General features: G+C 70.5%; 19 protein-coding genes. 11 read left to right on the top strand and 8 right to left on the bottom strand.

Going from position 1 to position 23,343, the window contains the following annotated elements; translation table 11 throughout:
- The first annotated feature begins 248 nt into the window (after positions 1–248).
- From ACLBXX_RS13690 to ACLBXX_RS13680, 3 genes are all read left to right on the top strand, one after another.
- Positions 249–740 carry a hypothetical protein gene (locus ACLBXX_RS13690; protein WP_447658447.1) on the top strand — a complete coding sequence of 164 codons (492 nt, stop codon included), beginning with the start codon at positions 249–251 and terminating at the stop codon, positions 738–740.
- Positions 741–766: 26 nt separating this feature from the next.
- The gene (gene ftsY, locus ACLBXX_RS13685) at positions 767–1,639 is read left to right on the top strand and encodes a signal recognition particle-docking protein FtsY (protein ID WP_447658446.1); all 873 of its coding nucleotides are present in this window, start codon (positions 767–769) and stop codon (positions 1,637–1,639) included.
- 81 nt (positions 1,640–1,720) lie between these two features.
- The gene (locus ACLBXX_RS13680; RefSeq protein WP_447658445.1) at positions 1,721–2,221 is read left to right on the top strand and encodes a DUF2004 domain-containing protein; all 501 of its coding nucleotides are present in this window, start codon (positions 1,721–1,723) and stop codon (positions 2,219–2,221) included.
- 13 nt (positions 2,222–2,234) lie between these two features.
- On the opposite strand, the gene lipA is transcribed toward ACLBXX_RS13680, so the two are convergent.
- Complete coding sequence (lipA, locus tag ACLBXX_RS13675) at positions 2,235–3,293, bottom strand: lipoyl synthase (RefSeq protein WP_447658444.1); 1,059 nt, start codon at positions 3,291–3,293, stop codon at positions 2,235–2,237.
- Positions 3,290–3,928 carry a lipoyl(octanoyl) transferase LipB gene (lipB, locus tag ACLBXX_RS13670; RefSeq protein ID WP_447658443.1) on the bottom strand — a complete coding sequence of 213 codons (639 nt, stop codon included), beginning with the start codon at positions 3,926–3,928 and terminating at the stop codon, positions 3,290–3,292. Before lipB ends, lipA begins: the two co-directional genes overlap by 4 nt.
- 128 nt (positions 3,929–4,056) lie before the next feature.
- Here lipB and ACLBXX_RS13665 point away from each other — a divergent pair, with 128 nt between their 5' ends.
- The 3 genes from ACLBXX_RS13665 to ffh all read left to right on the top strand — a co-directional run bounded on the left by ACLBXX_RS13665 (position 4,057) and on the right by ffh (position 8,860).
- The gene (locus ACLBXX_RS13665; RefSeq protein WP_447658442.1) at positions 4,057–5,052 is read left to right on the top strand and encodes a TetR family transcriptional regulator; all 996 of its coding nucleotides are present in this window, start codon (positions 4,057–4,059) and stop codon (positions 5,050–5,052) included.
- Positions 5,053–5,151: 99 nt separating this feature from the next.
- Positions 5,152–7,221 (top strand): elongation factor G, encoded by a 2,070-nt coding sequence (locus ACLBXX_RS13660; protein ID WP_447658441.1) that lies wholly within the window; start codon positions 5,152–5,154, stop codon positions 7,219–7,221.
- A 73-nt stretch (positions 7,222–7,294) separates the two neighbouring features.
- On the top strand, positions 7,295–8,860 hold the full coding sequence (gene ffh, locus ACLBXX_RS13655; protein ID WP_310291237.1) for a signal recognition particle protein: 1,566 nt from the start codon (positions 7,295–7,297) through the stop codon (positions 8,858–8,860).
- A gap of 120 nt (positions 8,861–8,980) precedes the next feature.
- On the opposite strand, the gene ACLBXX_RS13650 is transcribed toward ffh, so the two are convergent.
- On the bottom strand, positions 8,981–10,144 hold the full coding sequence (locus ACLBXX_RS13650) for a glutamate--cysteine ligase (RefSeq protein ID WP_447658440.1): 1,164 nt from the start codon (positions 10,142–10,144) through the stop codon (positions 8,981–8,983).
- 229 nt (positions 10,145–10,373) lie between these two features.
- Here ACLBXX_RS13650 and rpsP point away from each other — a divergent pair, with 229 nt between their 5' ends.
- The 4 genes from rpsP to ACLBXX_RS13630 all read left to right on the top strand — a co-directional run bounded on the left by rpsP (position 10,374) and on the right by ACLBXX_RS13630 (position 15,846).
- Entirely contained in the window at positions 10,374–10,805 is a 432-nt protein-coding gene (rpsP, locus tag ACLBXX_RS13645) for a 30S ribosomal protein S16 (protein ID WP_387136885.1), read from the top strand.
- Between the two features lie 4 nt (positions 10,806–10,809).
- The gene (locus ACLBXX_RS13640; protein WP_106814138.1) at positions 10,810–11,040 is read left to right on the top strand and encodes an RNA-binding protein; all 231 of its coding nucleotides are present in this window, start codon (positions 10,810–10,812) and stop codon (positions 11,038–11,040) included.
- A gap of 49 nt (positions 11,041–11,089) precedes the next feature.
- Positions 11,090–11,692, top strand: a complete 603-nt coding sequence (rimM, locus tag ACLBXX_RS13635; protein ID WP_447658439.1) for a ribosome maturation factor RimM — start codon at positions 11,090–11,092, stop codon at positions 11,690–11,692.
- A gap of 101 nt (positions 11,693–11,793) precedes the next feature.
- A complete protein-coding gene (locus ACLBXX_RS13630) occupies positions 11,794–15,846 on the top strand; it encodes a molybdopterin-dependent oxidoreductase (protein WP_447658438.1) in 4,053 nt (1,350 codons plus the stop codon).
- A gap of 227 nt (positions 15,847–16,073) precedes the next feature.
- On the opposite strand, the gene ACLBXX_RS13625 is transcribed toward ACLBXX_RS13630, so the two are convergent.
- Entirely contained in the window at positions 16,074–17,507 is a 1,434-nt protein-coding gene (locus ACLBXX_RS13625; protein ID WP_447658437.1) for an MFS transporter, read from the bottom strand.
- Between the two features lie 179 nt (positions 17,508–17,686).
- Between ACLBXX_RS13625 and trmD the strand changes: the two genes are divergently transcribed.
- Positions 17,687–18,382, top strand: coding sequence for a tRNA (guanosine(37)-N1)-methyltransferase TrmD (trmD, locus tag ACLBXX_RS13620; RefSeq protein WP_447658436.1), 696 nt, complete (start codon positions 17,687–17,689; stop codon positions 18,380–18,382).
- Between the two features lie 39 nt (positions 18,383–18,421).
- Here trmD and ACLBXX_RS13615 read toward each other — a convergent pair whose 3' ends face one another.
- Genes ACLBXX_RS13615 through nirB form a run of 4 tightly spaced genes read right to left on the bottom strand, consistent with a single transcriptional unit; the run spans position 18,422 to position 23,299 of the window.
- Positions 18,422–19,558: a uroporphyrinogen-III synthase gene (locus ACLBXX_RS13615; RefSeq protein ID WP_447658435.1), complete on the bottom strand. Its 1,137-nt coding sequence runs from the start codon at positions 19,556–19,558 to the stop codon at positions 18,422–18,424.
- Complete coding sequence (cobA, locus tag ACLBXX_RS13610) at positions 19,555–20,328, bottom strand: uroporphyrinogen-III C-methyltransferase (RefSeq protein WP_447658434.1); 774 nt, start codon at positions 20,326–20,328, stop codon at positions 19,555–19,557. The genes ACLBXX_RS13615 and cobA overlap by 4 nt, the downstream gene beginning before the upstream one ends.
- Positions 20,325–20,723 (bottom strand): nitrite reductase small subunit NirD, encoded by a 399-nt coding sequence (nirD, locus tag ACLBXX_RS13605; protein WP_387136900.1) that lies wholly within the window; start codon positions 20,721–20,723, stop codon positions 20,325–20,327. The genes cobA and nirD overlap by 4 nt, the downstream gene beginning before the upstream one ends.
- The gene (gene nirB / locus ACLBXX_RS13600; RefSeq protein WP_447658433.1) at positions 20,720–23,299 is read right to left on the bottom strand and encodes a nitrite reductase large subunit NirB; all 2,580 of its coding nucleotides are present in this window, start codon (positions 23,297–23,299) and stop codon (positions 20,720–20,722) included. The genes nirD and nirB overlap by 4 nt, the downstream gene beginning before the upstream one ends.
- Between the last annotated feature and the right edge of the window lie 44 nt (positions 23,300–23,343).

Raw genomic sequence — 23,343 nt, 5'->3', positions numbered from 1 at the left:
TTAGCGTGGGACACGAAGGCCTCCTGGTTCGTGAAGCGGTTTCTAGACAGCTCCACTTCACAACCGGAGGCCTTCACCTATCAGCAGCTCAACCGCGATTCACAAAACAACGTCCCTGGACATCACATTTAGACGTCGAGCCGTCTCCGTCGGCTGACGCCACGGAGACGCCCGAGGCGGTCGAAGAGCTCGACACGGCGCCTCCGACGGACCTCACGTTCGAGGCCGGCGCCGAGCTGGCGCCCGGCATGTGGGCGGCCGCCTGGGACGACCGGCTCATGGCCGGCGACGCCCGGTTCTCGGTCTCGACGCCCGACGACGGCAACGGCAGCTGGGCGTACCTGGACCAGCAGACGCAGTGCTCCGTGGCGTTCTACCAGGGGGCGATCACCGACCTCGAGCTCGGCGCCGACGACCGGGAGAGCACCGACAACATGCTCGCGGCGGTGCTCGGCGCGCAGATTCCCGGAGTCACGGGCGCCGATGTGAGTGCCAACGCGACCGACGAGTACGTCGCACAGACGACGCAGGAGGGCAGCGTCGATGTCCGCATCGTCGTCGGAACCGGCGGAAGCGCGGGCGCGGAGGCCACGTGGAGCGAGTTCGGGCGCATGTTCGGCACGCTCGGCACAGCGCTCGTCGTGAACGTGGAGTGCCCGCAGGGTCAGGACGCGTCGTCGGAGGTGTCGGACGTGCTGAACTCGTACCTCGGCATCGCGGTCTCGTCCACGTCGGAGTGACCGGCGTCGGCACCTAGGCTGGGAGCATGGCAGAGAGCTCCTGGTCGCTCGGACGCGCGCTGCGCGGAATGTTCGTCAAGCCGACCATCGACGAGACGACGTGGGAAGACCTCGAGACCGCGCTGCTCACCGCGGACTTCGGACCCGACATCACCGAGCGCATCGTGGACGAACTGCGCGAGAAGGTGGAGCGCTACCGCACCACCGACCCGAGGGACCTGCAGCGGATGCTGAAGGAGACGCTCGAGGAGCACTTCGCGAAGTTCGACACGACGCTGCGTCTGACCGAACGACCGGCCGTCGTGCTGGTCGTCGGGGTCAACGGCGTCGGCAAGACGACGACGATCGGCAAGTTCGCGAAGTTCCTGCAGCGCTACGGCCGCTCGGTGGTCGTGGGCGCGGCCGACACGTTCCGTGCCGCGGCCGTCGACCAGCTCGCGACGTGGGCGGAGCGCGGCGGCGCGACGATCGTCCGGCCGCAGCAGGAGGGACAGGATCCGGCATCCGTCGCCTTCCAGACGATCGAGTACGCCAAGAACACCGGTACCGAGATCGTGCTCGTCGACACCGCGGGACGCCTCCACACCAAGGGCGGGCTCATGGACGAGCTCAGCAAGATCCGGCGCGTCATCGAGAAGCAGGCGCCCATCAGCGAGGTGCTCCTCGTGCTCGATGCGACGACCGGACAGAACGGCGTGATGCAGGCGCAGGCGTTCCTCGAGCACGCCGGCGTCACCGGCCTCGTCCTCACGAAGCTCGACGGTTCCGCCAAGGGCGGCTTCGTCCTCGCCGTGCAGGAGCGCACCGGGATCCCGGTCAAGCTGCTGGGCCAGGGCGAGGGCATCGGAGACCTCACGGGCTTCACTCCGCACGTGTTCGCGGCATCCCTCGTCGACTGAATCGCCGCGCGGATCCGACCGATTCCGCGCCATGCCGCGCTCGGGCTATCGCGGACGCGCTCGTTGCGGTTTCATGGGGTCATGGCGATCGAGCACGACTACTTCGGACTCCTGGAATCGGGGCCTGACGGATCGATCTTCTGGTCGGAGAACGTCGAACTGGGAGACCAGTCCGTCACGGTGGATCTCACGGCTCCCGACCAGGACGACGTCTCCGAGGCGGCCCTCGACGTGGCCGCCGCGCTCATCTCCGCGATCGAGGACATCGACCGCAGCGCCCGCAACGCGATGGTCAACGAGCTGAGCGACCGCACCAGCGAGGTGACCGAGTACATCCTGCAGCAGCAGGAGGCGCTCGGCGACGCCCTCGAAGACACGCTCGTCGACATCTCGGGCGACGTGCACATCGACGTGATCCGCTCGCTGCAGCTGATGAGCATGACGATCCTCGCCGACGAGCACGGCGGCGCCGACCCGTTCGCCGTTCTCGAGTACGCCCTCGATCCCGACGCCACCGACGACGTGCTGCTCGTCAACCTCGACTCCGACGGCGGCGTGCTGTCGGTGACGAGCGCCGACTAGCGTCCGCTCGCCCTCAGACCGCCTGAGCGAAACCGCGGTCGACGTGCACGTCCTCCGCGATGTGCGCGAGGTGCGACGGGATCTCGCGCCCCTTGGAGATCATCGACTGCGCCCAGAGGCGCCCGGCGCGGTAGGACGAGCGCACGAGCGGTCCGGCGAGGACGCCGAGGAACCCGATGCGCTCGGCCTCCTCCTTGAACTCGACGAACTCCTGCGGCTTGACCCAGCGGGACACCGGCAGGTGGCGCGGCGACGGCCGCAGGTACTGCGTGATCGTGATGATGTCGGTCCCGGCAGCGTGCAGGTCCTCGAGAGCCTGCACGACCTCTTCCGGCTCCTCGCCCATGCCGAGGATCAGGTTCGACTTCGTGATGAGGCCGGCATCCCGTGCCTGCGTGAGCACGTCGAGCGAGCGCTCGTACCGGAACGCGGGGCGGATGCGCTTGAAGATGCGCGGCACCGTCTCGACATTGTGCGCGAAGACCTCGGGGCGGCTGTCGAACACTTCGCCGAGCAGCGTCGGGTCGCCGTTGAAGTCGGTCGCGAGGATCTCGACGCCCGTGTTCGGGTTCGCCGCGTGGATCGCGCGCACCGTCTCGGCGTGCAGCCACGCGCCGCCATCGGGCAGGTCGTCGCGGGCGACGCCGGTGACCGTGGCGTAGCGCAGGTTCATGCGCACGACGCTCTCGGCGACGCGGCGGGGCTCGTCGGTGTCGTAGTCGGCGGGCTTGCCGGTGTCGATCTGGCAGAAGTCGCACCGACGGGTGCACTGCGAGCCGCCGATGAGGAACGTCGCCTCCCGGTCCTCCCAGCACTCGTAGATGTTCGGGCAGCCGGCCTCCTGGCAGACGGTGTGCAGCTCCTCGGTCTTCACGAGCGAGTGCAGCGCCTGGTATTCCGGCCCCATCTTCGCTCGCGTCTTGATCCACTCCGGCTTGCGCTCGATCGGCGTCTGCGCGTTGCGGACCTCGAGTCGCAGCAGCTTGCGCCCCTCGGGAGCGGAGGAGGGGGAGACGGATGCTGCGCCCCCGGCGCCTGCGGATGCTCCGTGGCTCGTGCCGCACGCGCTCATGCCGGCACCCCCGCGAAGTCGTCGGCGAAGACCCGTGACACGGTGTCGATCACGTCGCTCGGGGAGATGTCGGCGCCGACGATCTCGCTGACGGTCGTGACCCCGGCATCCGTGATCCCGCAGGGGATGATCCCGCGGAAGCCTGCCAGCGAGTTGTCGCAGTTCAGCGCGAAGCCGTGCATCGTGACGCCACGCTGTACGCGCACGCCGATGGCCGCGACCTTGTCCTCGCCGAGCGGGCGGCGCACCCACACGCCGCTGCGCCCCTCGACCCGGTAGCCGTCCACGTCGAACTCGTGCAGCGCGTCGATGAGCAACTGTTCCAGGCGACGCACGTGCGCGACCACGTCCACCGGCTCGACGAGGCGCACGATCGGGTAGCCGACCAGCTGGCCGGGTCCGTGCCACGTGATCTTGCCGCCGCGGTCGACGTCGACGACCGGCGTGCCGTCGGTCGGCCGCTCGTGGCGCGCCGTGCGCGCCCCTGCGGTGTAGACCGCCTCGTGCTCGAGCAGCAGAAGAGTGTCGGGTCGGGTCCCCGCGACGATGTCGGCGTGAAGGCTGCGCTGCAGCGCCCACCCGTCGAGATACGGCACGTAGTCGGGGGACAGGCCGACGGTCTGGATGTCGAGCATCGTGCTCCTTCGCTCTTCGCTTATGGCGATTGATGGATCGCGTCCAACAATACATCCGCAGGGCGGAGTGCCGTCGGCCCCGGGCATCGTCCGGCACGCGCGCCGAGGGCGGCCAATAGGGTGGGCTCATGTCCACCGAGCCGCGCGCGGGGCGCCCCAAGGCGTCGTCGCGCGAGACCATCGCCGAGGCTGCCTGCGAGCTCTTCCTCGAGCAGGGGTACGAGCAGACGTCGATCGTCGACATCGCCCGTCGTGCCGGAGTGAGCCGATCCAGCTTCTTCAACTACTTCTCGTCGAAGTCCGACGTCCTCTGGGCCGGTCTCGACGAACGGCTCACGGTCTTCGAGCAGCGCCTCGAAGAAGTGGAGGGCACGGATGCCTCCGCCGCTGTTCGCGCCGCGACGCTGGGCATCGCCGAGTCTTTCGCGCCCGACAGCCTCGCCCTCGGGATCGTGAACGCCACGGCGATGGGTCTGGAGGCGGAGTACGAGCGTGATGCCGCGCTGCGGCGCGCGCGTGTGGCGCGAGCGGTCTCCGCTCGCCTGCTGGCGGGCGGCGCCGATCGCGTCCGCGCCGAGGTCGCCGGAGCGGCGTGGGGCGGCGCGGTCCTCGCGGCCGTCGAGGCGTGGGCGCACGACGGCGCGGGCCGCACGTCGCTCGCCCGCTTCCTCTCGCTCGCGGCCGACGCGGCGGCGCCGGTCTCGTCGACGGCTCCGGCCGGCGACGTCGCGCAGCTTCGCGTCGTGGTGCAGGCGGCAGCCTTCGAGCAGACCCTCGCGTTCTATCGCGACGTGGTCGGGATGCCGCAGGCCGAGGCATACGAGGCGGAGGGCGGCGCGCGCGTCGCGATCCTCGCGGCCGGTCGCGCAACACTCGAGATCGCCAATCCCGCCCAGGTCGACTTCATCGACCGCGTCGAGACCGACGGCGATGCTCCGAGCGACCGGATCCGTCTGGCCCTCGAAGTCGCAGACACGGCGAGCACCGCCACACGGCTGTCCGACGCGGGCGCCGAGATCGAGGCATCCGCACGCGAGACGCCCTGGCGCTCGGTCAACGCGCGCCTCCGTGGCCCGGCGGGCTTGCAGCTCACGCTCTTCCAGGAGCTCGGCCCCGCGGAGTGACGCTCCACGCGAGCAAGGGTCTCTTGCCGGAGTCCTCTGGCAGCCGCCCTTGAGACGGTGCACGATGGTGCCCAGCGCACATCGTCGTGGGAGGTCCCCGTGGAATCGGCATCCGCACTCTCCATGCACTGCTCCGTCGCCCTCATCGGGCCGACGGGTTCGGGCAAGACGATGCTCGCGGAGGCGCTGCTGCACCGGTCCGGAGCGATCTCACGGCGGGGGGCGATCGAGCAGGGTACGACGGTCTGCGACCACGAACCCGAGGAGATCGCGCGTCACACGACGCTCGGACTGACACCGGCGTGGCTGTCCTGGCGTGTCGGAGACGCGGACTGCGGCATCACGCTCCTGGACACACCCGGTCACCCGGACTTCGCGGGCGCCGTGGACGCCGCGCTGGCGGTCGCCGATGTGGCTGTGCTCGTCGTGAGCGCGATCGACGGCGTGACGGCCGGCGCCCGGGCGTCATGGTCCGCTGCGGAGGCCGCCGGCGTCGCCCGGGTCGTCGTCGTGACCCAGGAGGATCGTGCACGGGCGTCGTTCCGCGGAGTCCTCGATCAGCTCCGCGAGGAGTTCGGCGACCGCATCTGGGCGCTGGAGCTGCCCGTCGGGGAGGCGCAGTCCTTCCACGGCGTCGCCGACGTCCTCTCGGAGCAGGCCGTGCTCTACGACGCCGACGGCGGACAGCACGAAGAACCGGTGCCCGCCGACCTCGCAGAGGAGGAGCACCGCCTTCACCAGGCGGTCACCGAGGAGATCGTGTCGCGGGACGACGACCAGCTCGAGGCGTACCTGGAGGGACAGGAGCCCGCAGCAGCCGAACTCGGGCGCACGCTCGCCCGCACCGTCGCCGCCGGAGACGGCGTGCCTGTCGTCGTATGCTCCGGCGTGACCGGGACGGGCGTCGACCGCGTGCTCGACCTCCTGGGGGAGCTCGCTCCCGCCGTGGCGCACCGTGACAGCAGCATCGTGCTCGGCGTGGACGAAGACGGCGGAGGGGGGCGCGAGCACAGCGTCGCGCCGGAGCCTGCGGGCGAAAAGCTGGTCCACGTGTTCCGCACCGTGGCAGACCCGTTCGTGGGTCAGATCGCGATGCTCAAAGTGCTCTCTGGCGTCCTGCGCCCCGGTGATCGTCTGCGCAACGCCACGACGGGCGTCGAGGAGCGGATGCCGGCGCTGTTCCGGCTTCGGGGAGCCGACCATCTGCCGGTCGACGCGCTGCAGGCCGGCGAGATCGGGGCCGTCGCCAAGCTCGCCGGCACGCCTTCGGGCTCGCTGCTGTGGAGCCGGCCCCAGACGAACGCCCGTCCTGCGCGGCTGCCCAGCCGGCCGCCGGTGTTCGCGATGAGCCTGGAACCGGTGTCGCAGTCGGACGATACGAAGCTCACGACGGCGCTCGGCCGCCTCCTCGCCGAGGACCCGACACTCGTCGTGGATCGGGTCGGGCCGGACACGATCCTGCGCGGACTCGGCGACACGCATGTGGCGGTCGCCGTCGAGCGGCTCGCGCGCGTGCTCGGCGTGCACGTGACGACCGGCCCGGCGCCGGTCGCCTACCGGGAGACGATCGCGCACGGCGCGGCGGCCGAGGGCAAGCTCAAGAAGCAGTCGGGCGGGCACGGGCAGTTCGCCGTCGTCATGCTGCGGGTCTCTCCGCTCGCTCCCGGAGGGGGCTTCGAGTTCGTCGACTCTGTCGTCGGCGGTGCCGTGCCCCGCTCGTACATCCCGGCCGTCGAGAAGGGCGCACGTGACGCCCTCGCCGCCGGAGGCACGCTCGGGCATCCGGTCGTCGACGTTCGCGTCGAGCTCTACGACGGCAAGTCGCACTCGGTCGACTCGTCGGAGATGGCCTTCCGCACCGCCGCGGCCATCGGGGTGAGGGCCGCGCTCGCGCAAGCCGGGGCCGTGCTGCTCGAGCCCGTCTCGACGGTGGTCGTCGTCGTGCCGGCTGCCGGACAGGGGCATGTGCTGACGGACCTGTCGGGACGCCGGGGTCGCGTGGTCCAGTCGGAGACGGACGCAGACGGACGCACCCGCGTCATCGCGACCGTCCCGGACGCGGAGCTCGCGCGGTACGTGCTGGACCTGCGCGCGCTCACCGGTGGTCAGGCGGAGCTGACGCTCACTCCGTACGGCTATGAGCGGGCGCCGGAGGGTGCGCGCACGTGAACCACGCGTGAAACGGCGAGGCGACGCCGCCCGGCGAAGCACGTGGCGCGCTCGACGATAGAATCGGGGGATCATGGCGACTTTCGGCACCCTCTCCGACCGGCTCACCGAGACCTTCCGCAACCTCCGAACCAAGGGCAAGCTCACGCCCGCGGACGTCGACGGCACGGTCCGCGAGATCCGGCGCGCCCTGCTCGATGCCGACGTGGCGCTGCCCGTCGTCAAGGAGTTCACTGCCAAGGTGCGCGAGCGTGCGCTCGGCGACGAGGTCAACCGGGCCCTGAACCCGGCCCAGCAGGTCGTGCAGATCGTCAACGAGGAGCTCATCGCGATCCTCGGCGGCGAGCAGCGCCGCCTGCAGTTCGCCAAGAACCCGCCGACCGTCATCATGCTCGCGGGCCTCCAGGGCTCCGGAAAGACGACCTTCGCGGGCAAGCTCGCGAAGATGCTCGAGAAGGACGGCCACACGCCGCTTCTCATCGCCGCCGACCTCCAGCGGCCGAACGCCGTCAATCAGCTGCAGGTCGTCGCCCAGCGCGCCGGCGCCGCGATCTACGCGCCTGAGCCGGGCAACGGGGTCGGCGACCCGGTCAAGGTCGCGAAGGACGGCGTCGAGGTCGCCCGTCGCCAGCAGCACGACGTCGTCATCATCGACACCGCCGGCCGTCTCGGTGTCGACGCCGAGCTCATGAAGCAGGCCGCGGACATCCGCAAGGCGACCGATCCCGACGAGGTCCTCTTCGTCATCGACGCGATGATCGGTCAGGACGCCGTCAACACGGCGAAGGCGTTCCAGGACGGCGTCGACTTCACCGGCGTCGTGCTGTCGAAGCTCGACGGCGACGCACGCGGTGGCGCCGCGCTGTCGGTGGCCTCGGTGACCGGCCGCCCGATCATCTTCGCGTCGACGGGTGAGGGTCTCGACGACCTCGAGGCGTTCCACCCCGACCGCATGGCGTCGCGCATCCTCGACCTCGGTGACATCCTCACCCTCATCGAGCAGGCGCAGCAGGCGTTCGACGAGGAAGAGGCGCTCAAGGTCGCCGAGAAGCTCGCGACCGAGACCTTCACCCTCGAGGACTTCCTCGCCCAGATGCAGCAGATGCGCAAGATGGGCTCGATGAAGAAGATGCTCGGGATGCTCCCCGGCATGGGGTCCATGAAGGACCAGCTCGAGAACTTCGACGAGCGCGAGATCGACCGGACCGAGGCGATCATCCGGTCGATGACCCCCGCCGAGCGCCGCAACACGAAGCTCCTCAACGGCTCTCGCCGCCTGCGTATCGCACGCGGTTCGGGCATGACGGTGACCGACGTCAACCAGCTCGTGCAGCGGTTCGACCAGGCCGCGAAGATGATGAAGACCGTCGCCCGCGGCGGCGTGCCGAACATCCCCGGCATGGGCCCGATCCCCGGCGCCGGGCGTCCAGGTGCGTCGTCGAAGCGCGGCAAGCAGCAGAAGGCCAAGGGGTCGCGGTCCGGGAACCCGGCGAAGCGCGCCGCCGAGAACGCCGGCATCGCGGCGGAGGCGGCGGAGGCGCCGACCGGCTCCGGCTTCGGGCTCGGCGGCGGTGGCGCGAAGGGCGCGCCGACCGAGGCCGACCTCGCCGAGCTGCAGAAGATGCTCGGCCGCGGCTGACAGCGAAGGAAACGGATGCTGCGGCCCGCAGCTCGGCCCAGGCGCCCGGAGGCTCCGGGCGACGCGCTAGCGGCGCCTGGAGTGGGCGTGGGGACCGTCAGCCCGCACGTCTGCGCAGGATCAGTGACCGAGCGCGGCGAGATGCTCTCGCAGGGTGGGGCCTGAGCGGAACTCGCCCACGAGGTGACGCACGACCTCGCGGAGGTCGCCGTCCGCAGCGTCGGCGATCGCGAGCTGACGCGAGTAGCTGGCGCCGTCGCTGAGGATCGTCCGGATCCCTGCGAGCTCGCGTGCGCACTTGAGCTCGACGGCGATGTCGCCCACCTCCTCGAGGGTTTCGCGGAGGTGGTCCACGACGGGGCGCTGCGTACCCGAGTGGTCCACGATCACACGGGCATCGAGGCCGTAGCGGGCGGCGCGCCACTTGTTCTCGCGGATGAACCAGGGCTGGATCGTCTCGAGCGGCAGCCCTTCGTCGAGGCGTCGCGAGAAGTGCTCGACCAGAACCTGGACGAGAGCGGCGACCGCGGCGAGCTCCGGGAGCGTCGACATCCCGTCGCACGCACGGACCTCGATCGTGCCCCAGCGAGGGGCGGGGCGGATGTCCCACCGCACCTCGCTGGCGTCCTCCATCACGCCCGTCTTCACCATGTCGTCGAGGTAGCCCTCGAACTCGGTCCAGTCGCGCAGCGGCCAGGGGAGTCCCGCGGTCGGCAGCTGCTGGAAGACGAGGGCGCGGTTCGATGCGTAACCCGTACGGTCACCCGCCCAGAAGGGGCTCGACGCCGACAGCGCCTGGAGGTGGGGGAGGTACACGGCGAGGGCGTTGATGATCGGGAACACCTTGTCGACGTCGTCGACGCCGACGTGCACGTGGATGCCCCAGATCATCATGTTGCGACCCCACCACTGGGTGCGCTCGATGAGCTTGTGGTACCTGGTCTTGTCGGTGACGCTCTGGTCGTACCACTGCGCGAACGGGTGGCTGCCGGCGCACAGCAGATCGACGCCGTGGGGGTCGGTGTATGTGCGCACCTCGGCGATCGCGTCGGCGATGTCGTCGACGGCGGCGGCGACCGTGTCGCCGATCCCGCTGGTCAGCTCGACGGTGTTGGTCAGCAGTTCCCCGGTGACCGTATAGCGCTCGAGGGTCGATCGCTCCTCGAGGGCGGCGAGCAGCCCGGGCGCGCCCGGGATGAGGTCTCCGGTCACGGCATCGGCGAGCATCAGTTCCCACTCGAGACCGACGGACGATCGGGCGGATGTCGCGAAGGGCACCGTCATGGGCACAGTCTGACATGGGGACTCGCCGGACCTTCTTGGTTCACGGCATCGTTCGTCATCTGGTGGGCGGGGTGTTCGCGGGAGCTCCTGCGTTCTGGCAGAATAGAGGGCTGGATCACCCGCTCGACCCTCTATCCAGCGCGGAGATCCTCCCTCAGAGCTTCCGCCGGGTGTGCACCCCACTCTCCAGGCGACCGGTTCAATCACTTTCCACACATTCAGGAGAATCGTGGCTGTCAAGATTCGTCTCAAGCGCCTCGGCAAGATCCGTGCGCCCTACTACCGCATCGTCGTGGCCGACTCGCGCACCAAGCGCGACGGTCGTGTCATCGAGGAGATCGGCAAGTACCACCCCACCGAGGAGCCCTCGTTCATCGAGGTCGACTCGGAGCGCGCGCAGTACTGGCTGTCCGTCGGCGCCCAGCCGACCGAGCAGGTGCTCGCCATCCTCAAGCTGACCGGCGACTGGGGCCAGTTCAAGGGCGACAAGAACGCGGTCTCGACCGTGAAGACCCGCGAGGACAAGGCCGCTTTCGAGGCCGACGCCTCGAAGAAGTCGGTCGTCAAGCCGAAGGCTGAGAAGAAGGCGGAGGAGCCCGCCGAGGCTCCCGCCGACGAGGCGACCGACGCGGCCGACGCCGCCGACGAGTCCGCCGAGTAATCCGTTGCTCGCCGCCGCGCTCGAACACGTCGTCAAGGGGATCGTCGATCACCCGGACGACGTCCGCATCGACTCGTCCACGTCGCCGCGAGGCGACGTGCTCGAGGTGCACGTCCACCCCGAAGACCGGGGTCGCGTGATCGGGCGCGGCGGCCGCACGGCCAAAGCCCTGCGCACCCTCATCTCCGCCCTCGCCGACGGACGCCGTGTGCGCGTCGACGTCGCGGACGACTGAGGTGTCAGGCGAAGACACCGCGGGATCGGGCGCTGACGCCCGGAAGCCCGTGAACGCAGTTCCCCCCGTGGGCAAGACGCAGCTCCGGGTCGGCCGCCTCGTGAAGGCGCACGGCCTGAAGGGCGCGATCAAGCTCGAGCTGTACACCGACGACCCGGAAGGACGCTTCGTCCCCGGCGCGACATTCACGCTCCAGGTGCCCGAGTCGTCGCCGTGGCACGGCAAGCCCCTCACGGTGCGCGAGTTCAAATGGATGAACAGCCACCCGGTCGCCTTCTTCGACGGTGTCGACGACCGCGACGCGGCCGAAGGGCTCATCCGCGCGATCCTCTGGGTCGACGAGGACATGCAGGCCTCGCCCGCCGAAGAGGACGCCTGGTTCGACCACCAGCTCGTCGGCCTCGACGTCGTGCGTGACGGGGAGACCGTCGGCAAGGTCGCACGCGTGGACCACTTCCCCTCGCAGGACCTGCTCATCGTGAAGGTCCGCGACGACGAGGTTCTGGTGCCGTTCGTCAAGGCGATCGTGCCGGAGGTCGACATCGCGGGCGGTCGCGTGATCGTGACGCCGCCCGCAGGACTCTTCGAAGAGATCCCGGACGACGGCGAGGAGGCTCCTTCCGAGCCCGACGCCGACGACTCCACCGACTGACTCCTCTTCACTGCGCGCAGCCTCTCGGCGTGCGGCAGATGTGATCTGCGGGAAACACGGCGGGAAACGCCCCGGAATCTCCGTCCGGGACCATCGAAGACATGGGCGAAGTGCGCACCGTGTGCTCCTACTGCGGCGTCGGCTGCGGTATCTCGGTGACGACCTCGGGCGCCGGTGCGGGGCATCCGCTCGCCATCGCGAAGGTGGCGGGCGACCGCGCGCACCCCACGAACGCGGGGCGGCTGTGCACCAAGGGCGCGACCCACGCCGAGCTCATGCAGGCTCCGGGTCGCATGACCACGGCGCACGTCCGGCCGTCGCGCGGTGAGCCCGCGGCGCCCGTTCCGGTCTCCGACGCGGTGACGGATGCTGCGGCCCGCCTCCGCGCGATCCTCGACGAGCACGGTCCCGACGCGATCGCGCTGTACGTCTCGGGGCAGATGAGCATGGAGGCGCAGTACCTCTCGAACAAGCTGGTCAAGGGGTACCTGCGCGGCATCCACATCGAGTCGAACTCGCGGCTGTGCATGGCGTCGGCCGGCACCGGCTACAAGCAGTCGCTGGGTGCCGATGGACCGCCCGGATCGTACGAGGACTTCGACCGCGCCGACCTCTTCTTCGTGATCGGCTCGAACACGGCCGACTGCCACCCGATCCTGTTCCTGCGCATGGCCGACCGGCTGAAGCAGGGCGCGAAGCTCATCGTCGTGGACCCGCGTCGCACCACCACCGCGGACCGCGCCGACCTGTTCCTGCAGATCCGGCCCGGCACCGACCTCGCGCTGCTGAACGGCCTCTTGCACCTCCTCGTCGAGGCCGGCGACATCGACGAGGAGTTCATCGCCGCCCACACCGAGGGCTGGGAGCACATGGACGAGCTCCTCGCCGAGTACCCGCCGGCGCGCGTCGCAGAGCTGACCGGACTGGCCGAAGACGACATCCGCACCGCCGCCCGCTGGATCGGCGAGGCCGGCGAGTGGATGACGCTGTGGACGATGGGGCTCAATCAGTCCACCCACGGCACGTGGTCGACGAACGCCATCTGCAACCTCCACCTCGCGACCGGCGCGATCTGCCGCCCCGGAAGCGGACCGTTCTCGCTGACCGGCCAGCCGAACGCGATGGGCGGGCGCGAGATGGGGTACATGGGGCCGGGTCTGCCCGGCCAGCGCGCGGTGTTCAGCGCGCCCGACCGCGCGTTCGTCGAGGACGTCTGGGGACTGGAGTCCGGTGCGATCCGCGCGGAGTCGGGCTCGGGCACGATCGACATGTTCCGGCGCGCGGCCGACGGCGAGATCAAGGCCGTCTGGATCATCTGCAGCAACCCCGTCGCGTCGGTGGCCAACCGCAAGACCGTGATCGAGGCGCTGGAGACCGCGGAGCTCGTCATCGCACAGGACGTCTACACCGAGACGGCCACCACCGCGTACGCCGACATCCTGCTGCCGGCCACGCTGTGGGTCGAAGCCGATGGCGTGACGGTGAACAGCGACCGCACGCTGACGCTCGTGCGCGACGTGATCGCGGCGCCGGGCGAGGCGCAGCCGGACTGGCTCACGATCTGCCAGATCGCCCGTGCGATGGGCTTCGAGGGGTTCGACTTCGCCTCGAGCGCCGAGGTGTTCGACGAGATCCGACGCTTCTGGAACCCGCAGACCGGGTGGGATCTGCGCGGCGTGACCTACGAGCGGCTGCGTGAGACGCCGGTGCAGTGGCCCGCGCCGCCGGACGACGCCGCGACGCGGCATCCGATCCGGTATCTGAACGACGGGGTGAGCCAGTCGCTGCACGTCGAGGACGACGGCACGGTGCCGCGCCTCGCGTTCGCGACGCCGTCGCGGCGCGCGCAGTTCCTCGCACGGCCGCACCTGGCACCGGCTGAGCTTCCCGACGACGACTACCCCTGGGTGCTCAACACCGGGCGCCTCCCGCACCACTGGCACACGCTGACGAAGACCGGCCGCGTGGCCAAGCTCGCGAAGCTGCACCCCGGACCGTTCGTCGAGGTGCACCCGGCCGACGCCGAGCGGCTCGGCATCGCCGAGGGCGATCAGGTCGAGGTCGCCTCGCGCCGCGGCCGTTTCGTCGTGCCCGCGGTGCTCACCGACCGTGTGCAGCCGGGCGGGCTGTTCGCGCCGTTCCACTGGAACGACGAGCACGGAGAGTACGTCACCGTCAACGCCGTGACGAGCGACGCGGTGGACCCGCTGTCGGCGCAGCCGGAGTTCAAGTTCGCTGCCGTGACCCTCCGCCGGGTCGGCCCGGCGGTCGGAGGAGCAGGATCGTCGACCGCATCCGCCGACGAGGCGCTCGCGAGCGCCGGCGTGGCGCTCGCGCCGCCGCAGCTGAACGATCTGGAGGGCGCCTACCTCGCAGGCTTCCTCTCGACGGTGCGGTCGGTGGTGCTCGCTCCGGGCGAGGTGCCGGTGCTGCCCGCCGAGGCCCCGCTCGGTGCGCTCGTGCGGGCGTGGTTCGACGGCGTGCTCGCGGGGGCCTTCTCCCGCACCGCGGTCGGCGTGGCGATGCCGGGGGCCGAGGGCATGGACGAGGTCGTCGTGCTCTGGGGCTCGCAGACGGGGAACGCCGAGGAGTTCGCGACGGCGGCGACCGCCGCACTCGGCGCGCGCGGCATCCCCGCGCGTGCCCGGAGCATGGCGGAGCTGCGCGCGACGGACCTGACGGCGGTGAAGCGTCTGCTGGTGGTCACCTCCACGTTCGGCGACGGTGGGCCGCCCGACAACGCCGCAGCCCTGTGGCATGAGCTCAACGCCGACGGTGCGCCCGAGCTGTCGGGGCTGCGCTACGCGGTGCTCGCGCTCGGCGACTCGAACTACGACGACTTCTGCGGCCATGGTCGGCGGCTCGACAGTCGCCTGGGCGAGCTCGGCGCGACCGCTCTCCTCGAACGAGTCGATCTCGAGCCCGACGCCGACGAACCGCGCGAGGCGTGGCTGGCCCAGATCCTCGACACGCTGGCCGCGGAAGGGACGACGGGTGCGGCATCCGTCGCTCTCCAGGCTCCGCCGGCGAAGCGCCTGTTCAGCCGGGCCAACCCGGTGCAGGCACCGCTTGTGCGCAACGACCTCCTCAGCGGTCCGGGTTCGCAGAAGGAGGTGCGGCGCTTCGCGTTCGACCTCTCGGATTCGGGCGCGACGTACGAGGCCGGAGACTCACTCGGCGTCGTGTGCGCCAACGCTCCTGCGGTCGTCGCAGAGTGGATCGATGCGACCGGCATCGCGCCGCTCGAGATCGTGGAGGTCGACGGCGAGGAGCGCACCTTCGCCGATGCCCTGCGGACGCGGCTCGACATCACGAAGACGCCCGTCGACCTGGTGCGCTTCATCGCCGAGCGCAGCGGCGACAGCATGCTCGCAGGCCTGCTGCGGCGTGAGAACAAGGGGCGCCTCGAGCAGTTCCTGTGGAGCCAGCAGGCGGTCGACCTCGTGCGCGACTTCCCGGTGCGGGCCACCGCCGCCGACTGGGCCGGCGTGCTCAAGCGACTGCAGCCCCGTCAGTACTCCATCTCGTCGAGCCCCAAGGCCGACCCCGACACGGTGGAGCTCACGGTCTCGGTGGTCCGCTTCGAGACCGACTCCGGACGCGCCCGCGGCGGCGTGTGCTCGACGTTCCTCGCGGACGGCGACGCCCTCGGCGCGCCGGTGTACCTGCAGCGCTCGCCCGCGTTCCGCCCGCCGGCGAGCGGCGACACCCCGATGATCATGATCGGCCCGGGCACCGGGATCGCCCCGTTCCGCGCGTTCCTGCACGACCGTCGCGCCGACGGCCACACCGGCCGCAACTGGCTGTTCTTCGGCGAGCAGCACGCCGCGAGCGACTTCTACTACCGCGACGAGCTCGACGAGATGCGCGAGGACGGGTTCCTCACCCGCTTCGATGTCGCGTTCTCGCGCGACCAGCGGCAGAAGATCTACGTGCAGGATCGCATGATCGAGCACGGCGCCCACCTGTGGCGCTGGCTCGAGGACGACGGCGCGCACGTCTACGTGTGCGGTGACGCGATGCGCATGGCCAAGGACGTCGACGCCACCCTGGTCGCCATCGCCCAGCAGCACGGCAAGCTCTCCGAAGAGGCCGCCGCCGAGTACGTCCGCGGCCTTGCCGCCGACGAGCGGTACGTCCGCGACGTCTACTGAGCGCGGCCCTGGCCGACGCTGCCGGTCGCGGGACCCGCAGCTTCACGCGGTCCCGACCGTCGCGAACCCCGCCACCCTCCTGTTCGTTCGTCACAGATGTACGCAGATCGGCGACGTTCGCGTACATCTGTGACGAACGAACGCGCCGTTGACCAGGATGCGGACGGACACGCAGAAGAGCGGATGCCTCGGGTCGAGGCATCCGCTCTCCGTCAAAGCTGGTGCGGTCAGATGCGCTGCTTCGCCAGCGACGCCCTCGGGATCACGTACACGAACACCGTGAGCAGCAGGAGCCCCACGTACGCGGCGACGAAGCCGTAGAACGCGGCCTGGTAGCCGCCGGTGGCGAGCTGCGAGGCGTTGAGCACCTGGGGAACGAGGAACCCGCCGTAGGCGCCGATCGCCGAGATGAGGCCGAGCGCCGCGGCCGCCTTGCGGATCATCTTCGTGGCCTCCGGCGTGCCGGGCGCGTAGCCCCGCGCCTGCGAGCGCGCGGCGAAGATGCTCGGGATCATGCGGTAGGTCGATCCGTTGCCCATGCCGGTCGCCGCGAACAGGACGAGGAAGCACGCGAGGAACACGACGAAGTTGTGCAGCGGCAGCGTCCAGACGAGGGCGAGCGCGCCGAGTGCCATCACCGAGAAGGCGCACACCGTCACGCGTGCGCCGCCGAAGCGGTCGGCGAGGCGGCCGCCGTAGGGGCGGGCGAGCGAGCCGACGAGCGCCCCGAGGAAGGCGAGCGAGACCGCCGCCTGTCCGACCTGGATCGTGGAGAACTCGGGGAACTGGTCGGCGATGAGCTTCGGGAAGACGCTCGCGAACCCGATGAACGAGCCGAACGTGCCGATGTAAAGCAGCGCCATGATCCACAGGTGCGGTTCGCGCAGCGCTGCGGCGGAGCTGCCGAAGTCCGCCTTCGCCGACGACAGGTTGTCCATATAGCGCCATGCGCCGAACATCGCGACCAGGATCAGCGGGATCCACATCCAGCCCGCGAGGGAGATGTTGAGGGTCGCCCCTGCGCCGAGCGTCACGACGATCGGCACGGCGAACTGGGCGACCGACGTGCCCAGGTTGCCGCCCGCGGCGTTCAGGCCCAGCGCCCAGCCCTTCTCCTTCTGCGGGAAGAAGTAGGTGATGTTCGCCATCGAGCTCGCGAAGTTGCCGCCGCCCACGCCGCCGAGCGCCGCGACGAGCAGCAGCACGCCGAAGGGGGTCTCGGGGTTGGACACGACGATGCCGAGCAGTGTCGCGGGGATGAGCAGCAGCGCCGCCGACACGATCGTCCAGTTGCGGCCGCCGAAGATCGCGACCATGAACGTGTAGGGGAAGCGCAGGGTCGCGCCGACGAGGCTGGGCAGCGAGATGAGCCAGAACGACTCGGAGCTGGTGAGCTGGAAGCCGGCGGCCGGCAGCATCACGACGACGATGCTCCACAGCTGCCAGATGATGAACCCGAGGAACTCGGCGAAGATCGACCAGCCGAGGTTGCGTCGTGCGATCGCGCGGCCTGACGCCGCCCAGAACGTCGGGTTCTCGGCGTTCCAGCCGTCGATCCAGCGGCCCGGGCGATGGGTGAGTGCGACCGGCGCATCGGCCGGTGCGGTGGTGCGGGATGGAGCTGCGGTATCCGTCATCGACGGGGTGTCGGTCGTGGTCATGGCGCCTCCCTGATTGAGCAGACACTGGGGGTGAGTGTGTCTCCACGCTAGGAACGCGGTGTTTCGGCCCGCCTGCTCCCGCGGTTACCTCTCGGTCACTTCTCGATCACGGATGCTGCCGCCCGAGGTGGACGCCCCGTCACACGTCGGAAACACGTGGGGCTTCTAGACTCGAAGGCATGCGCGTCGACATCGTCACGATCTTCCCGACGTTCTTCGACGTGCTCGGCGTCTCGCTCATCGGGAAGGCCCGGGATCGCGGCATCCTCGACATGCACGTCCACGATCTGCGGGACTGGACCCACGATCGCCATCGCACCGTCGACGACACCCCGTATGGCGGGGGCGCCGGCATGGTGATGAAGCCCGAGCCCTGGGGCGAGGCGCTCGACGACGTGCTGAGCGACGACGCCGTGCTGCTGGTGCCGTCGCCCGCCGGCGAACTCTTCTCGCAGCCGATGGCGCGCGAACTCGCCGACGAGAAGCACCTCGTGTTCGCCTGCGGACGCTATGAGGGGATCGACCAGCGCGTCGTCGACCACTACGCGGCGCGCGGGCGCGTGCGACTGGTGAGCCTCGGCGACTACGTCCTCAACGGGGGAGAGGTCGCGGCGATGGCCGTGATCGAGGCGGTGTCCCGGCTGATCCCGGGCGTCGTGGGCAACCCCGAGAGCCTCGTCGAGGAATCGCACGAGCTCGGCCTGCTCGAGTACCCGAGCTACACGAAACCCGCCGAATGGCGGGGGCTCGAGGTGCCGCCGGTGCTCCTCAGCGGCAACCACGGCGCCATCGCCGCGTGGCGGCACGAGCAGAGCCTCGAACGCACGCGGGCCCATCGTCCGGACCTGCTGAGCGAGCCCGATCCTGCCGCCTGAGGCGGATGCCGCGGCCCCGGCGGTATCGCAGGGGAGGCGTCAGGCGGGTTCGATGACGTTGAGCCGGTAGCCGCGCTTCACCACGGTCTTCACCAGGTCGGGGACGCCCAGCGACTCGCGGAGCCGCGCGACGGCCATCTCGACGGCGTGCGTGTTCTCGCCCGATCGCGGCAGCGCCGCCTGCAGGCGAGGCCGCGACACGACACCACCCTGGGCGTCGAACAGCGCGGCGACGATATCCGTGGCGCTGCGCGACAGCGGGATGTGCCGGCCGTCCAGCACGATGCCCGTGCTGCGCAGTTCGAGGCGCCCCGCAGAGGTCGGCAGCGACGCCGCGCCGCCGCCGCCGAAGTGGGCGACGACGGCCCGCACCAAGGAGCCGAGGCGACCCCGCTCGGCGATCAGCGGCTGGAGGCCCGCATCCTGGAGCGGACCCGCGGTGATGGGTCCGACGGCGGCCATGAGCAGGCGTCCTTCCGCCTCACGGTCGACGATCTGGTCGATCACGCCCTCGTTCCGTGCCGCGGTGATCCACTCGGCGGCGCCGGGGGCGGACGTGAACAGCACCGCGTCGACTTCGCCCTGCGCGGCGGCGATGACGGAGCGCGAGACCGCTGCGGGGTCCGGCGGAGGACCCCAGCGATACACGGTGAGGCTCACCACGTCGGCGCCCGCGCCCTCGAACAGCTCGTCCAGGCCGTCGGCGCCCGAGCCGTGGTGCTGAACCGCCACGCGCCTGTCGGCGACACCCTCGGCGAGGAGGTACTCGCCGAGCTCGGCAGAGGTCTCGGACTCGGCCACCCAGTCGGCGGTGAGACCCGCCTGCTGGATCGCGCCACGCGCCTTGGGGCCGCGGGCGACGATCTGGGCCCTGGACAGTGCGGCGTGGAGGTCGTCGAGGAGTCCGGCTTCGTCGGCGGCCTCCATCCAGCCGCGGAAGCCCACGCCGGTCGTCGCGACGACCACGTCGGGCTGCCGCGCAATCAGCTCGCGCGTCGCGGCGATGAGGGCGTCGTCATCGATGTGGGGCACGATCGTCAGCGCGGGCGCGTGGCGCACCTGAGCGCCATGACGCTCGAGTGCTGCGGCCAGCTCGGAGGAGCGACGATCGACGGCGATGACGATCGTGCAGCCGTCGAGCGCGGCCGAGAGGGTGGGGCGTGGGGTGGAGCTCAAAGGACGATGTCACCTGCCAGTTGGGGGTCGGGAAGCAGCAGCCCGGCGCGGGCCACCTCGCCGACCACGATGACGGCGGGGTTGCGCACGCCGGCGAGGCCGGCATCGACGACGACCGACCCCAGGGTACTGCGCGTCGTGCGCTGGTCGCGGTGGTGCCCGCGCTCGACGATGGCGACCGGGCGATCCGCGGGGACGCCGGCGTGGAGGGCGTCCGACACGATGCGGGGCAGTGCGCCGACGCCCATCAGGATGACCGTCGTGACGCTGTCGTCGCGGAGGGCCGCGAGCGTGGCCTCGGTCACCTCGGACGGTCCGTTCATGATGTGCACCGCTCCTGCGACACCGCGATGGGTGATCGGGATGCCGGCTGCCTGTGGAACTGCGACCGCGCTCGAGATGCCGGGCACGACGTCGACCGGGATGCCGGCCGCGAGGCACGCGGCGACCTCTTCGCCGCCGCGGCCGAAGACGAAGGGGTCGCCTCCCTTGAGGCGCACCACCCGCTTGCCCGCACGGGCGCGGTCGACGAGGAGCTGGTTGATCTCGTCCTGCGGCACCGGGTGGTGGCCGGGGAGCTTTCCCACGTCGATGATCTCCACGTCGGGGCCGACGTGGTCGCGGATGTCGGTGGGCCCGAGCCGGTCCATCACGACGACCTCCGCGCGCGTCAGCAGGCGCCACGCGCGCAGGGTGAGCAGGTCGATCGGACCGGGACCGCCGCCGATGAGGTCGACGCGCCCGACGGCGGTCGTCGCGCGCCCGGTCATCGCTCGCCCTCCCAGCGGACCAGGACATGCCCGTCGTCGATGGCCACGGGCCAGACGTGCAGGCTCTTCGGCTCCTTGCCCTGCGTGTCGAGGCAGACGCCCGTGCGCAGATCGAAGACCTGCTTGTACATGGGCGAGGCGACCGTGGGGACGTCCTGCCGGGTGCCGACGATGCCGCGCGAGATGACATGCGCGTGGCTGTAGGGGTCGAGGTTCGAGACGGCGTGGACGCGGCCCGCAGAGCCGTCGGGCCCGTGGAGCAGGAACAGTGCGATCTGCGTTCCGCCCAGGAGGGCTGCACGGCCGCGCTCGATCTCGAGGTCGTCGAGCGCGCACACGCGCACCCAGCCGTCGGGAGCGGTGTACTCGGCGGTCTGCGGGTCGACGAGGGTCATCGGCGCACCTCCAGGGTCGTTCCGGCGATGAGCACGCGCGAGTCGGCGCGCTCGTCCTCGGTGGCGGGACGGGGCTGGCCGCGCTCGGCGGTGTAGGCCAGCGAGGGGTCGGGCGTCGTCGGGGCGTTGACGAACGACGCGAAGCGCCGGAGCTTCTCGGGGTCCTCGAGGGTCGCCTTCCACTCGTCCTCGTACGAGTCGAGGTGGGCTTCCATCGCGGCGTCGAGGTCGGCGCAGATGCCGAGGCTGTCGTCGAAGATGACCTCACGGAGGCCCTCGATGCCGCCGTCCAGGTCCTCGAACCACGGCGCGGTCCGCTGCAGGCGGTCGGCGGTGAAGATGTAGTACATCAGGAACCGGTCGATCGCCGTGAGGAGCTCGTCGTCGTTGAGCCCCTCGGCGAGCAGCACGGCGTGGCGGGGCGTGAAGCCGCCGTTGCCGCCGACGTACATGTTCCAGCCCGCTTCGGTGGCGATCACGCCGACGTCCTTGCCGCGTGCCTCCGCGCACTCGCGCGCGCAGCCCGAGACACCGAGCTTGATCTTGTGCGGGGAGCGCAGCCCGCGGTAGCGCAGCTCGAGCTGCACCGCCATGCCGACCGAGTCCTGCACGCCGTAGCGGCACCAGGTGGAGCCGACGCACGACTTCACCGTGCGCAGCGACTTGCCGTAGGCGTGACCCGACTCGAATCCGGCGTCCACGAGCTGCTTCCAGATCTCGGGCAGCTGCTCCAGGCGCGCGCCGAACATGTCGATCCGCTGTCCGCCGGTGATCTTCGTGTAGAGACCGAAGTCCTTCGCGACCTGGCCGATCACGAGCAGTCCCTCGGGCGTGATCTCGCCGCCGGGGATGCGGGGGACCACCGAGTAGCTGCCGTCCTTCTGCAGGTTCGCCATCACGTGGTCGTTGGTGTCCTGCAGAGTGGCGTTCTCGCCCTCGAGCACGTGACCGCGCACGAGCGTCGACAGGATGCTGGCGAGAGCGGGCTTGCAGATGTCGCAGCCGCGCCCGGTGCCGAAGCGCTCGATCACGGCGCTGAACGTGGTGAGTCCCGACACGCGCACGGCGTCGAACAGCTGGCGGCGCGACATGTCGAAGTGCTCGCAGATGGCGTTGCTGAGCGCCGCACCGGACTTCGCGAGCTCCGTGCCCACGATCTTCTTGACCATCATCACGCACGAGCCGCATGCCGCCCCGGCCTTGGTGCAGGACTTGATGGCCGCGACATCCGTGCAGCCCTCCTCGTGCACCGCGTGGCGGATCGCGCCCGCCGTGACGCTGTTGCACGAGCACACGAGCGCGTCGTCGGGGAGGTCGCCGGTCGGCGCGGCGACGCCGCCCTCGGGCATGAGGTAGGCGGCGGGGTCGCCGCCGAGCGCGCCGCCGACGAGCGGACGTAGCGACCCGTAGGCCGATGCGTCGCCGACGAGGATGCCGCCGAGCAGCGTCTTCGCGTCGTCCGACAGCACGAGCTTCTTGTAGACGCCGGCCACCGGGTCGGCGTACGTGACGTCGAGTGCGCCCGGCGTCTCGGCGAACGCGTCGCCGAAGCTGGCGACGTCGACGCCCGACAGCTTGAGCTTGGTCGACAGGTCGTAGCCGGGGAAGGATGCCTCGCCCCCGAGCAGTCGCGTGGCGGCGACTTCGGCCATCGCATATCCGGGTGCGACCAGTCCCACGCACATGCCGTCGTAGTTGGCGACCTCGCCGATCGCCAGCACGCGAGGGTCGGAGGTCTGGCAGCCGGCGTCGATCAGCACGCCGCCGCGGGGGTGCACGTCGAGGCCGGCGCCGCGCGCCAGCTCGTCGCGCGGGCGCACGCCGACGGTGAAGACCACGACGTCGGTGCGCGCGTACGTGCCGTCGCGGAACTCGAGGCCCGTCACCTGTCCCGAACGGTCTGGGTCGAGACGGGTGGTGACCGCTTCGGTCTTCACGGTGATCCCGCGCGACTCGATGAGGCGCCGCAGGGCGTTGCCGGCGGGAAGGTCGAGCTGCGCCGACATGAGCCGGTCGGAGGACTGGACCACCGTGCAGTCGACGTCGAGTCCCTGGAGGGCGCCTGCGGCCTCCAGTCCGAGGAGTCCGCCGCCGATCACCGTGCCGACGAGCGGACGTCCGAGCTCGGCCGAGCGGCGCTGGACGAACTGCTCGAGCTTCTCGACGTCGTCGAGGGTGCGGTACACGAAGCAGCCCTCGAGACCGAAGCCGTCGACGGCGAGCTTCGCGGCATACGAGCCGGTCGCGAGGATCAGCCTGTCGTAGGCGAGGCTCGTGCCGCTGCGCGTCGTCACGCGGCGCGCAGCGCGGTCGATGCGGGTGACGGCCTCGCCGCGGAGGAACCGCACGCGCTCGTCGTCGAGCACCGCGCGCTCGAGCTCGAGGTCTTCGGGCGAGGCGCCGGCGAAGAACCCGGTGAGGCCGACCCGGTCGTAGGGGTGACGCTCCTCTTCGCCGATGAGCGTGATGCGCCACTCTTCGCCGGCCCGGCTGAGCAGGCTCTCGACGAAGCGGTGCGCGACCATGCCCGCGCCCACGATCACCACGTGGGTGCCGAGGGCAGGGGTCTCGCTCATGCCGTCACCGTACGCCGGTGATGTTGCAGCAGCGTCAGCGTCAT

The sequence above is a fragment of the Microbacterium sp. C23T genome (assembly GCF_053345975.1).
The sequence above is the reverse complement of the archived record's forward strand: the minus strand, read 5'-3'. Positions and strand labels throughout refer to the sequence as shown.

What these genes read in the sequence shown, in the direction of transcription:
- ACLBXX_RS13690 (WP_447658447.1), top strand. Translation starts at nt 249, where the DNA reads ATGTGGGCGGCCGCCTGGGACGACCGGCTCATGGCCGGCGACGCCCGG.
- ftsY (WP_447658446.1), top strand. Translation starts at nt 767, where the DNA reads ATGGCAGAGAGCTCCTGGTCGCTCGGACGCGCGCTGCGCGGAATGTTC.
- ACLBXX_RS13680 (WP_447658445.1), top strand. Translation starts at nt 1,721, where the DNA reads ATGGCGATCGAGCACGACTACTTCGGACTCCTGGAATCGGGGCCTGAC.
- lipA (WP_447658444.1), bottom strand. Translation starts at nt 3,293, where the DNA reads ATGAGCGCGTGCGGCACGAGCCACGGAGCATCCGCAGGCGCCGGGGGC.
- lipB (WP_447658443.1), bottom strand. Translation starts at nt 3,928, where the DNA reads ATGCTCGACATCCAGACCGTCGGCCTGTCCCCCGACTACGTGCCGTAT.
- ACLBXX_RS13665 (WP_447658442.1), top strand. Translation starts at nt 4,057, where the DNA reads ATGTCCACCGAGCCGCGCGCGGGGCGCCCCAAGGCGTCGTCGCGCGAG.
- ffh (WP_310291237.1), top strand. Translation starts at nt 7,295, where the DNA reads ATGGCGACTTTCGGCACCCTCTCCGACCGGCTCACCGAGACCTTCCGC.
- ACLBXX_RS13650 (WP_447658440.1), bottom strand. Translation starts at nt 10,144, where the DNA reads ATGACGGTGCCCTTCGCGACATCCGCCCGATCGTCCGTCGGTCTCGAG.
- ACLBXX_RS13630 (WP_447658438.1), top strand. Translation starts at nt 11,794, where the DNA reads ATGGGCGAAGTGCGCACCGTGTGCTCCTACTGCGGCGTCGGCTGCGGT.
- ACLBXX_RS13625 (WP_447658437.1), bottom strand. Translation starts at nt 17,507, where the DNA reads ATGACCACGACCGACACCCCGTCGATGACGGATACCGCAGCTCCATCC.
- trmD (WP_447658436.1), top strand. Translation starts at nt 17,687, where the DNA reads ATGCGCGTCGACATCGTCACGATCTTCCCGACGTTCTTCGACGTGCTC.
- cobA (WP_447658434.1), bottom strand. Translation starts at nt 20,328, where the DNA reads ATGACCGGGCGCGCGACGACCGCCGTCGGGCGCGTCGACCTCATCGGC.
- nirD (WP_387136900.1), bottom strand. Translation starts at nt 20,723, where the DNA reads ATGACCCTCGTCGACCCGCAGACCGCCGAGTACACCGCTCCCGACGGC.
- nirB (WP_447658433.1), bottom strand. Translation starts at nt 23,299, where the DNA reads ATGAGCGAGACCCCTGCCCTCGGCACCCACGTGGTGATCGTGGGCGCG.